General features: G+C 65.9%; 8 protein-coding genes and 3 pseudogenes. 7 read left to right on the forward strand and 4 right to left on the reverse strand.

Annotation, left to right across the window (positions count from 1 at the left end; genetic code table 11):
• The first annotated feature begins 730 nt into the window (after window positions 1–730).
• The 6 genes from ACFVWD_RS51670 to ACFVWD_RS51695 all read left to right on the forward strand — a co-directional run bounded on the left by ACFVWD_RS51670 (window position 731) and on the right by ACFVWD_RS51695 (window position 6,456).
• A complete protein-coding gene (locus tag ACFVWD_RS51670) occupies window positions 731–874 on the forward strand; it encodes a hypothetical protein (RefSeq protein WP_389605596.1) in 144 nt (47 codons plus the stop codon).
• 159 nt (window positions 875–1,033) lie between these two features.
• Window positions 1,034–2,041 carry a hypothetical protein gene (locus tag ACFVWD_RS51675; RefSeq protein WP_389605598.1) on the forward strand — a complete coding sequence of 336 codons (1,008 nt, stop codon included), beginning with the start codon at window positions 1,034–1,036 and terminating at the stop codon, window positions 2,039–2,041.
• Window positions 2,038–2,997 carry a DUF2332 domain-containing protein gene (locus tag ACFVWD_RS51680; RefSeq protein ID WP_389605599.1) on the forward strand — a complete coding sequence of 320 codons (960 nt, stop codon included), beginning with the start codon at window positions 2,038–2,040 and terminating at the stop codon, window positions 2,995–2,997. The genes ACFVWD_RS51675 and ACFVWD_RS51680 overlap by 4 nt, the downstream gene beginning before the upstream one ends.
• A gap of 52 nt (window positions 2,998–3,049) precedes the next feature.
• On the forward strand, window positions 3,050–4,243 hold the full coding sequence (locus ACFVWD_RS51685) for a cytochrome P450 (RefSeq protein ID WP_389605600.1): 1,194 nt from the start codon (window positions 3,050–3,052) through the stop codon (window positions 4,241–4,243).
• 175 nt (window positions 4,244–4,418) lie between these two features.
• On the forward strand, window positions 4,419–5,699 hold the full coding sequence (locus ACFVWD_RS51690) for an ATP-binding cassette domain-containing protein (RefSeq protein ID WP_389605602.1): 1,281 nt from the start codon (window positions 4,419–4,421) through the stop codon (window positions 5,697–5,699).
• On the forward strand, window positions 5,692–6,456 hold the full coding sequence (locus ACFVWD_RS51695) for an ABC transporter permease (RefSeq protein WP_389605604.1): 765 nt from the start codon (window positions 5,692–5,694) through the stop codon (window positions 6,454–6,456). Before ACFVWD_RS51690 ends, ACFVWD_RS51695 begins: the two co-directional genes overlap by 8 nt.
• A gap of 36 nt (window positions 6,457–6,492) precedes the next feature.
• Here the strand turns inward: ACFVWD_RS51695 and ACFVWD_RS51700 are convergent.
• Together ACFVWD_RS51700 and ACFVWD_RS51705 are read right to left on the reverse strand one after the other, a co-directional pair.
• A pseudogene (locus ACFVWD_RS51700) lies at window positions 6,493–6,675 on the reverse strand (transposase family protein); the annotation flags it as partial.
• Between the two features lie 7 nt (window positions 6,676–6,682).
• A pseudogene (locus ACFVWD_RS51705) lies at window positions 6,683–6,991 on the reverse strand (IS5/IS1182 family transposase); the annotation flags it as partial.
• Between the two features lie 345 nt (window positions 6,992–7,336).
• Between ACFVWD_RS51705 and ACFVWD_RS51710 the strand changes: the two are divergent.
• Entirely contained in the window at window positions 7,337–8,578 is a 1,242-nt protein-coding gene (locus ACFVWD_RS51710) for an IS110 family transposase (protein ID WP_389605608.1), read from the forward strand.
• Window positions 8,579–8,772: 194 nt separating this feature from the next.
• Here the strand turns inward: ACFVWD_RS51710 and ACFVWD_RS51715 are convergent, their stop codons facing one another.
• Together ACFVWD_RS51715 and ACFVWD_RS51720 are read right to left on the reverse strand one after the other, a co-directional pair.
• Window positions 8,773–9,216, reverse strand: a complete 444-nt coding sequence (locus ACFVWD_RS51715; RefSeq protein ID WP_389605605.1) for an IS5 family transposase — start codon at window positions 9,214–9,216, stop codon at window positions 8,773–8,775.
• 76 nt (window positions 9,217–9,292) lie between these two features.
• Window positions 9,293–9,897: pseudogene (locus ACFVWD_RS51720) on the reverse strand (transposase family protein); the annotation flags it as partial.
• Between the last annotated feature and the right edge of the window lie 864 nt (window positions 9,898–10,761).

Below are 10,761 nucleotides of genomic sequence, written 5' to 3' on the forward strand. Positions count from 1 at the left end.
TTTCCTGCTGGGCCGCGGCCGCAAGCCATGTCTGACAACGGGCCATCGAAAGCATCCGCCCAGACGGTCAGCGTCAGGGAGCTGGGTCGTATCCTCTCAGGGCTAGCAGACATCGCTTCCACTGCTGCCGCCAGGGCTTCCGGCGGTGCGGTAAGGACCGTAGCGCCGTCACAGAATTTTCCTGCTGGGCCGCGGCCGCAAGCCATGTCTGACAACGGGCCATCGAAAGCATCCGCCCAGACGGTCAGCGTCAGGGAGCTGGGTCGTATCCTCGCAGGGCAAAGAGACATCGCTTCCACTGCTGCCGCCAGGACTTCCGGAGTAACGCAACCCACGAGCTCCCCCACCCCTGCAACGGCCGCACCGATAGGGATGAGCAGCAGGCCTACGCGGTCTCAAGGCGGTAGCCGGTGATCCACGTGGCGATCTTCGGCCGGGGCCCGGCTCGGAGAGGTTTGCCGCGGCTCCCGGACTGCGATGCGAGGCGTCGTGGTCGTATTGGCGAGAGTCATCCTCGCTGCTGCCGCCACGCCATACCCGTGCCCAGCCCGTCAATGTGAACCGGCAACAGCGGTCACGGGCACAACGCATACGCCGAGCAGATAGTTCAGTGTGAACTGAATCTCATTTTATCCTTGATACTCGGATGAATCTCGCTCTACCGTCAGCGTCATCAAACGATGCCTCCGGCAGGAGACTGTCGGGGGTTCCCTCTGGAAATGGAGCTGACATGAACTGCACCACGGCTACAGCGATTGCAGAGCAGATCCTTGAGGGCGACCGGGACGTCGACATTCCCGAGCTCGCCGGCCAGGTCGACTACACCGTGACCAATGAACAAGGTGGCGGTCCGGGCAACAACGCGTACTGCTGAGCGGGTCTGACCAGGACCGTCGAGTGTGTCCCTAACCCCCTGACTTAAACGCTTGCGAAGCGCGGGCCGTGGGTGCCAGGAGCATGGGCGGATCATTCTCTCGCCGCAATGCTCCGGTGCTCACGGCTCCAGGTCTGATATCCGAAGGTTTTGTGAGTCATGGTTGTCATTGACGTCACCCGGGCCTACGAGGACCTGCTGTCCCGGGAAGAGGAGATTACGGCAGCGGTACGAACGTCCGTGGGCCTGCTCGGCGACGATTATCCCGCGCTCGCAGACGCTGTCGCGCGACTTCTTCACAGCGACGGCAGCAGGGCCAGCGTCTTCCGGCTGCTGCCATTTCCTGTGCTGGGCGCTCTTGGCGGCGACCCCGACCGTGCACTGCCGATCGTCGTCGCTTCCCGGATCTGGTGGACGGGAGCGGAGGTCTTCGACGATCTGGCGGATGGCCAGTACAACGCCGCTGCGACCGGGGTGCCGACAGCCCAGGCGAGCATAGCCAGTGCGGCGTGCCTCGCCCTTGTCCCTCTGACGGTGCTCGACCAGCAGGTACAGCCCCCTCATCTCAGATCAAGCTGGGTGCGGGAGTGCGTTGACAGCTCGCTGCATGCCGCCGAGGGCCAGCTGGCCGACGTCTCCGCGGACTCCGGTTTCCCCTCATGGGCCACAGTGATGAGGACGTACGCCGGCAAGTCCGGGGCACCGTATGCCAGGGACGCGGCGATGTCCGCCCAGCTGTCCGGTGCAGGCGGGGAGTTGCTGCGCGGATGGCGGGCCTTTGGCCGGCTCTTCGGCGTACTGCGCCAACTGGCCAACGACCGGGCCGCAGAGTCGGCCGATGCCGACGAGGATCTGATCAACGGTACGCGCACCCTGCTGCTCGCTCATGCGGCTGAGTCAGCGGCCGGAACCGCTGAATTGGACACGTTGACGTCGCTTCGAGTGCGGGCACGGCACGATCCTGCGGCGCGAGTGGCCTTCGGTGAGCGGCTCAACACTCCAGACATTTCGGCCACGTACAACCAGCGCATTCGCTCGGTGCACCGGCACATGTGCGTTCTGCTTGAAAAGCTGGCTCCCCCTTCTGAGGACAGAGACCTGATCCGATGGATGCTCGACGAGTCGGCCAAGGCATCGCGACTGAGTGGAACGGAGGACACGGCGTGATTCCGGACAGTCGTGTTCAGGAGCTGCGCCGCATGGCGGCAGCCATGGGGCCAGATGTGTCGATTTCAGCGAGCGTGCTTACCCGGCTCACCGACGACGTCGTGGCACGGGGCCCCATCGGCCAACTGATCGGTAACCATCCCGACGCATGCGAGCCCTTGTTCTGCCTAAGGGCCCTGGCGGGCGTGCGCTGGCTGGTGCTCACCGGACACGCACCGCATCTGGCTGCGCATCTGGAGCACGTCACACCCAACCTCGGTAACGCCGCGTACATCGAACGCACATGGACGTTGTTCCGACAGGCGCTGTTGACTCACCCGGACGAGATTCTGGCGGCCATGGACCGACCGGTTCAGCAGCACCAGCCGGATCGCGCCGGGGCTCTCCTGCGAGGGCTCGGCATGCTGAGGGCGCCCCGGATCAGGTTGCTCGAGCTCGGGGCGTGCGCCGGCCTCAACCTTCTGCTCGATCGCTACCGCTGGTTCGGTCCGGGTTGGGAGTGGGGAGATGCGAACTCACCGGTCAGACTGGCGACGACCGGACCGGCGCCAGGAGACTTCGGGATCGTGGACCGCGCCGGGTGCGACCTGGCACCCCGCGATGCCGCGGATCCTGAGGACGCGAGGATACTGCGCTCGTTCCTACCGCCTGAGCGTGACATCGAGCAGATGGACCTCGATGACGCCATCGCACTCGCGTCCCGGACCGGGCTGCGCATCGACAAGGCAGACGCCATTGACTGGCTCGTTGCGAAACTCTCGGCTGCAAACGACGAACCGGGCCTACTCACCGTGGTGTGGCACAGCCTGTTCTGGTGGTACCTTCCGCCGGAAAAACAGGCGGCAATCGACAGGATCCTCGCCATGGCGTCACGCCGTATACAGCTGGCCAGAGTGGCGTTCGAGCCCGACAGCTGGTCGGGAGCGCCGCGGCTTCAAGTGCACGTCTACTCATGACACATCACGACTTCGGCAACCGTCACCGTCCCAGGAAGGCGCCACTGCGCTCATGAGTGCGTCGAACATCCCGCTGCATCTGCGCAGGAACCGTTTCGCTCTTACCGAAGAACTCGCAGGGCTGCGCGCCCATGAGCCCGTCACCCACGTCACTTTGCCTTCCGGCGCCACGGCATGGCTGGTCACCCGGTACGAGCACGTGCGCCAGGTACTGCAGGACACGGTGCGCTTCGGCAACGACGGCCGGGCGGTGCCGGATCCATCGAGCATCGGTGCCGACATGGCGCCGTCCAACCGCCAGACAAGGCACGGAGACCTCACCGCTTACGACCCACCTGAGCACGGAAGGCTGCGCCGCGTGATCGCCACGGGCTTCACCGCTCGGCGGGTCCAGAGGCTGCGTCCACGCATCGAGAGCATCGTCGCGACCGCCCTGGACGCGATGGAAAAGGCCGGACCCCCTGCCGATCTCGTACAGTGCTTCGCACTGCCCATCCCGTCCATGGTGATCTGCGAACTACTCGGGGTGCCGTATGCGGACCGCGCAGAATTCCAGCAGCGCACCGTCACACGTTTCGACGGCACCCGTGACATGCGCACACGCATGGCCGCGGAAGCGTCCTCCCTGAAGTACATGGCCGGCCTCGTCGCCCGCAAACGCGCCGACCCTGACGAGGCGCTGCTCGGCACCCTTGTGCGTGAGCACGGTGAAGAAGTGGACGACCGTGAACTTGTCGGCATAGGAGATCTGCTGCTGCTCGGCGGACACGAGACGACCGCCAACATGCTGGCTCTGGGGAGCCTGTTCCTGCTCGAGAACCCCGAGCACGCCGAATCCGCACGCGACGCCGAGCGCATCGACGAAATGGTTGAGGAACTACTGCGCTATCTCTCCGTCGTCCAAAGCGGCGTGCCCCGGTTCGCGCGGGAGGACGTGACCCTGGCCGGCCAGCACATAAGGCGCGGCGAACTGCTGCTGTGCTCCCTGCCCTCCGCCAACCACGACGACGCGCTGACACCGGAGGCGGAGCGCTTCGACGCCACGCGGCGCACCGCGCATCTTGCCTTCGGTCATGGAATCCACTACTGCATCGGAGCACCGCTGGCCCGCTTGGAAATGCGGCTCGCCTACCCAGCGCTGCTGCGCCGCTTCCCCGGCCTGGGCCTCGCCGTGGCGTCCGACGAGGTCGCCTTCCGTCCTTCGTCGGTCTTCTACGGCCTGCGAGAGCTTCCCGTCACATGGTGAGCGCGTTCCGCCTCACCCGCCCGCTGCGCCAGGGTGTGGGCCCAGGTTGAGAGGCATGTGAGAAATGACAGTTCTGGACCCGGAATCCACAGAGGGACGGCTCATCAGGGCTCTTCTGCGCATACGTGGACCCTTCACCGCGGATCAGCTCCACGTGACGGCTGGCAGGCCGACCATGGAACGATCGCGCACCGCTTTCAGCCAGTTGGAGAGCGACCAGTTCATCCGCCCCGGCCACGCCAGCGCGCAGTCACATCAGATCTACTCAGCGACCCCGAAGGGACTGGCATGGGCTCGTGGGCTGGAAGACCGCGTCGCCAGGCGTCAGGCACTCGTGAAGAGTCCCGACCACCCGTATGGCAGGCTCTTGGCCGCCATGTCTGAGGCTCCCGTGAAACCAACCCAACCCCATGCGCGGCCAACGCCGTCGGCCCCTGCCCGCAACGAGCCGCTGATCAAAGCACGGGGTCTTGCACGGCAGTTCCGCCAGCGAGGACGTAACGGCACGACGGTGCACGCTGTTCGGGGCGTCGACATCACCGTCACTCGTGGTGAGCTGGTGGGCTTTCTCGGGCCGAACGGCGCGGGCAAAACAACGACTTTGCGCATGCTGACAACGCTGCTGCGGCCGACCGCCGGCACAGCCGTCGTCGCCGGATGCGACCTGTTGAGCAACCCGCGGGGGGTACGCCGCCGGATCGGTTACGTGGCCCAGGGAAGTGGCTGCTCACCCGAGAGCACGATCGAGGAAGAGCTGCGGATACAGGGCCGACTGCACGGCCTGTCCAAGTCCGACGCCATCGCACGCAGTGCTGAACTCCTCGGGCAACTCGACCTCCTGGGGCTGGAGCGAAGACAGATCCGAACCCTGTCCGGCGGCCAGCGTCGACGACTCGACATCGCGCTGGGCCTGGTGCAGATGCCTGAACTCGTCTTCCTGGACGAGCCGACCACCGGGCTGGATCCGCAGAGCCGGGCGAACCTGTGGGACCACATCCGCCGACTACGAGCCGAGCAAGGCGTGACCGCCTTCCTGACCACCCACTACCTGGACGAAGCCGACGCTCTTTGCGACCGGATCCTCATCATGGACAACGGGCGAATCATCGCCGAAGGAACACCAGACACTCTCAAAGCCAGAGTCTCCGGTGACGTGCTGGAACTCCGCTCAATGCCTGAGCACATCGCAGCCGCAGCCGAGATCGCGGGTCGTCTGGACGGGGCCCGCGACGTATCCGCCGCAGACGGACTGGTCCGCCTGCGGGTACCCCGCGGCGACATCGCCCTACCGGTCCTCTTGCGGGCACTGGAAACCGCACAGATATCGGCAACGTCCATCCAGGTCAACCGGCCGAGCCTGGACGACGTATTCCTCGCACTCACCGGCCACAGGCTACGCGAGGGCCAACGCGCCGCAACCCCGCGAGCTCTGCAGGAGGAACCGGGCAATGCATGACATCTGGCTGATCTTCTGCCGCGAGTTGAGCCACCGCCTCCGCCATCCGGTATGGGTGATCATGGGCCTCGTCCAGCCAGTGTTGTACATGTTCTTCTTCGGTCCGCTGGTCCAGAAGTTCGTCGCCCACACCCCCGGGTTCCCGCCCGGAGGCATTTGGACCATCTTCGCACCAGCCCTGATGGTCCAGATGGTCATCATCGGCAGCACCTTCGTCGGCGTGAACCTGCTCGTGGAATACAGGGCTGGCGTGCTTGAACGGTTCCGCGTGACGCCGGCCAGCCCCGTGGCACTCCTCCTGGGCAAAGTGCTCACCGTGGCCACCACTGTGCTTATCCAGTCGTGCCTGATCGTCCTCGTGTGCCACCTGGCGTTCGGGCTCAACCCATCCCTCGCGGGCATGAGCCTGTGTCTGCTCATCGTCGGCCTCCTGTCCATGTCGCTCGCCTCCTGCTCCTACGCGATCGCGCTGCGCGTCAAGAACGAGGACGGCGTGCAAGCGCTGCTCAACGCCCTCGTGCTGCCGCTGTTCCTCCTGTCCGGGACCCTGCTGCCGATTACCGCGGAGTTGGCGCCTGGATGGCTGTGGTACCTGTCCCGGATAAACCCGGTGGCGTATGTCATGGACGCTGGCCGGGCAAGTTTCCGTGGCGACTTCGCCGCGGCCGCACTGCCCTCCGGCCTGATCGCGCTCGCGGTCATGACCACGATCTCCCTTTGGTGGGGGGTATGGACATTTTCGAGGGAGAACAACTGAAGCCACTTGCGCAGGTCGCTGGGGCAGTGAGCCTCTTCAGCGTTGCCGCTCGAGGGTGAGGGCAGCGGCGGAGATTGACGACATTCGATTCGGGCTGCATCGGGCCCTGTGGAAGATCCGCCAGGACTTCAATCGTGCGATGCCGCGCTCGACCCGCGCGCGTGCCGCGGACAGCGCGCGGCTGCCAGATCGCTGGGTCGGGGTGAGGTCGCGGTCAGGCGGACGTCTAGGGCGTTTCTGATGGCTCTTGGACGGTGTCGCGGAGCCAGATGACGATCGCTGCGACGGTCAGGGTGCCGTTGAAGATGTAGTCGCGCTTGTCGTACCGGCTGGCCACCGCGCGGAACTGCTTCCACTTGTTCACGCACCGCTCTACCGCGTTGCGGCGGCGGTACTGGGCCTTGTCGAAGGCCGGGGGCCGGCCTCCGGCCCGTCCCCGGCGCTTGCGGTGGGCCCGCTGGTCATCCGGCTGCGCGATGGTGGCCTTGATCCCACGTCGGCGCAGGTAGGCACGATTGTCGCGGCTTGAGTACGCCTAATAGGCATGTGGGTTGGCCGGTTGGGTCGGTCGGCAGGGGCCAGAGCGAGACGTCTGGGATATACGCAGCGCCAGGAGTGCTTCGACAAGACGGACGCGGTTCAGGTCCCTGCCATGTCGGCTCCAGTCGCCGTACCGTGCCGTGATTCGAGCCATTCCCAGGGCCACTTCCCAATCAGCCAGAGCCGTCGAGTTCTTGACGAGAGTGAGGGTCCCTGAGTAGGGCTGGGGCCACGGACGGCTGATGGGGTGGTGCGCCCGCGAGCGCTTCTATTAGGTCGCCGGGTGGTCCTGCCGCGGCTCGATGCCGACGGACAGCGAAGCCTTGGAAAGGAGCGAGTGGTGCACGCAACCTGCGGAATCGACTGGGCCGAGGACCACCACGATGTCGTCGTGGTCGACTCCGGCGCCCAACTGCTCGGCAAACTCAGGATCAGCGATGACGCGGCGGGCTTCCAGGACCTGCTGCACCTGCTCGCCGAGCACGGTGACAGCCCGGACGATCCCATCCCGGTCGCGATCGAGACCTCCCGGGGACTCCTGGTTGCCTGCTTGCGGGCCTCCCGACGCCGGGTCTATGCCATCAATCCGATGGCTGTCGCCCGATACCGTGACCGGCACGCTGTCTCCCGGAAGAAGTCCGACCACCAGGACGCCGTCGTCCTGGCGAACATCCTGCGCACGGACACCGAGTTCCACCGTCCGCTGCCAAGCGACTCCGACCTGGTCAGGGCGATTGCCCTCCTCGCGCGGGCTCAGCAGGACGCGGTCTGGGACCGCACCCGCGCCCACAACCGGCTGCGATCGCACCTGCGCGAGTACTACCCCGCTATCCTCGAGGCGTTCGCAACAAAGCGTGAGCGGCTGCTGTCCCGGGAGGCCCGCACGATCCTGGCGATCGCGCCCACTCCGGCCGAGGCCGCCCGGCTGACCCGAGGACGGCTGCGGACCGCCGTCACCAGAGCCGGACGCCAACGCCGCATCGAGGCCGAGACCGACCGGTTGCTTGAAGTGTTCCGCCGGACCTGGCTCCGCCAGCCCGCCCTGGTCGAGAAAGCGATGGGACGCCAGACACTTGCCCTCCTCGCCCAGCTCGACGCAGCCTGCCTGGCATGCGATGACCTCGCATCCGACACCGAAGAGCTGTTCCTGCAACATCCCGACGCGGAGATCATCACGAGCTTCCCCGGCCTGGCTGTGCTCACCGGCGCGCGGATACTCGCTGAGATCGGTGACGACCGTGCCCGGTTCACCCACGCTGGCAATCTGAAGGCCTATGCGGGAAGCGCACCAGTGACCCGTGAGTCAGGCAAGAGCCGCCACGTCACCCACCGCCGGATCAAGAACAGCCGGCTGGCCGCGACCGGTCGACATTGGGCCTTCGCGGCGCTGACCGCCTCACCCGGCGCACATGCCCACTACAACCGCCGCCGGGACACCGGCGACCGCTACCACGCCGCCCTCCGCAATCTGTTCAACCGCATGCTCGGCCAGCTCCACCACTGCCTGACAAACCGCCAGAAGTTCGACGAAGCGATCGCCTTCAGCACCCCCGCATCAGCCCCGCTCGCGGCAGCTGCTTGACCCGACAGCTGCATGGGGTGTCTTGTCGCCGCGCACGCGGTCCGGTCGGCTCCGCGGCCGACCCGGACCGCGCCGCCGGATGCGTAAGCCGGCCAGCACGGGGACGAACATCGGGCTGTCACCCCGCTGGCCGGGCGAAGTCCGCCAGGTCAGCGGGCGGGCCCGGTCGTCGGACAGCAGATGAACCTTGCTGGTCAGCCCGCCTCGTGAACGCCCCAATGCCTCGCGCCCATCAACCTCCTCACGCGCCCCGCCCCCTTTTGCGGGTAGTCGGCCGGGGGCCGGCGCGGCGCTCCGGCGGCGTGCTGATGCGCCCGGCAGGAGGTCGAGTCGATGTTCACCGCCCACTCCGTGCGCTCGGCGTCGCGGGCCAGCGCGCCGTCCGGATCGCCGGCATCGGCCTCGATCTGCAGCTCTTCGAGGACGGTCTTCCAAGTGCCGTCCGCCGACCAGCGGCGATGCCGCTCATAGACGGTCTGCCACGGACCGTACTGCTCGGGCAGGTCCGGCCACGGCACGCCGGTCCGGGCCCTGAACAGCACCCCGTTGATCACCTTGCGGTGATCCGCCCACCGCCCGCCGGGCTTGCCGCCGACAGGAAGTAACTGCTCGATCGTCCGCCACTGCGCATCGGTCAACTCATGACGCCGCACCATAAGGCGCGTCTGCCCAGACCCAGCGCTGATCCACCCACCACACCAAGAGCCATCAGAAACGCCCTAGGGGCGCCGTCACCCATGGGCCGGCTCCCATGTAAGCGCGGTCGGCGGGAACGCCCTGGCGTTCACAGATCCGTTTGATCCGGTAGGTGCGGGCCGCGGTCGAGTCGTTTGTGCGGCCGGGCAGCGCCCGCGAGAACCACAGCGATGTTCCATGGGGCCGCCACGACCTGCACCTTCACCCCGTGACGGTGATGCTTCATCGAGTAGTACGGCTCATCCGCCGCGATGCGGTCGGTGGCGATCAAGGTGCCGTCGAGGATGACGAACCCCTCCGGCGGCAGCTCGCGCAGAGCCTCGTGCAGGCTCGGAGCGCGCTCGGCGAGGAACTCGACCGTCTCGGTCACTGTACCGGCCGGCGGTGGAGACGCCGAATCCTGCAGCGACCTGGGCCACGGTCTCGTTCTTGCGCAGGTGGACCAGGACGAGCAGATTTCGCCGGAAGCAGTCCTTGTGCCAAGGGGAGTTCAGCTCACACCTTCGGGCGTAAATGAGCCAGGAGACGTGCTCAACGACCTCGTGCGGGACGTCGAGCATGGCTCGATACGGGACCAACAGGGCTCCTGCGTCGAGACGTTGGCGAGTGAGATCACCACGCATCGACCAGGAGCCCTGCCGCGTCACGGCCCCCGACCACCATTCGCCATCAGCCGCGACCGCGGATGAGAAGCGCTCACGGAGATGTCCGTTTCCTAACCTGGTATTAGCAGGTCGAGGGCCATCAGCCTGAAATGAGGACTCTGCGTAAGCGGTCGGGCAACGGTCACTGTGACCATTGCCCCGAACAGAAGCCGCTGCGGGTTGTGCGGCACAAGTGAGAGAAGCGGCCAACGCAGTGGCAGCGGTCCGCACCACCGTCACCCGGAACCCTGGAGAGCAAGTCCCACTCACGTCAGAGATCAATCGCTCATCGACTCGGCCCAGGAACCTTCTTCCTGAGGACGTTCGACCGTCGCGCAGTAGGTGTAGGTGTAGGTGTAGGTGTAGGTGTCTGTGACGGCTGGCGCGGCGCGGCCGATGTACCAGGGACCACCAGGGCGGCTGCATCTGCAAGTCGCCCAAATCGCCTCGTCACCAGCTTGGGGATATCACTTGCTTTGGGCTGAAATCCGTCAAAGCCAGAGGGCGGTTGGGGCTTCGGCGCCGGACGCGGATTTCCGAAATTCTCCCCCTCGAAAAGAGGTTGCTGCGCTGCGGAAGGTTCGGGAGCCACCGACTCGTGTGACCGAGGTAGATTCATGTAGGTACCGTAAAAAGCCGACGCCATGGAATCGCGCTCTCTTTCGGGTGTGCTGCTCATATCTGACTCACTCCCTGTAGGGATTCTCGCCTCAAAGGGAAGAACGCAAGATTCGACCTTTCGGTTCAACGGGCGTTACCCCAAGGCCGGGTAGTTAAACTACCCCGCCATGGGGTTACTCCCACAACAAACCCCTCCGCAACCATGTGCCAGCCCAAATGCAC

Origin of the sequence: Streptomyces sp. NPDC058086 (assembly GCF_042885015.1) — a bacterium.
Classification (GTDB): Bacteria; Actinomycetota; Actinomycetes; order Streptomycetales; family Streptomycetaceae; genus Streptomyces.

Excerpts from the sequence above, each read along its gene's own strand:
- ACFVWD_RS51685 (WP_389605600.1), top strand. The coding sequence starts at position 3,050 with ATGAGTGCGTCGAACATCCCGCTGCATCTGCGCAGGAACCGTTTCGCT.
- ACFVWD_RS51690 (WP_389605602.1), top strand. The coding sequence starts at position 4,419 with ATGGAACGATCGCGCACCGCTTTCAGCCAGTTGGAGAGCGACCAGTTC.
- ACFVWD_RS51670 (WP_389605596.1), top strand. The coding sequence starts at position 731 with ATGAACTGCACCACGGCTACAGCGATTGCAGAGCAGATCCTTGAGGGC.
- ACFVWD_RS51695 (WP_389605604.1), top strand. The coding sequence starts at position 5,692 with ATGCATGACATCTGGCTGATCTTCTGCCGCGAGTTGAGCCACCGCCTC.
- ACFVWD_RS51675 (WP_389605598.1), top strand. The coding sequence starts at position 1,034 with ATGGTTGTCATTGACGTCACCCGGGCCTACGAGGACCTGCTGTCCCGG.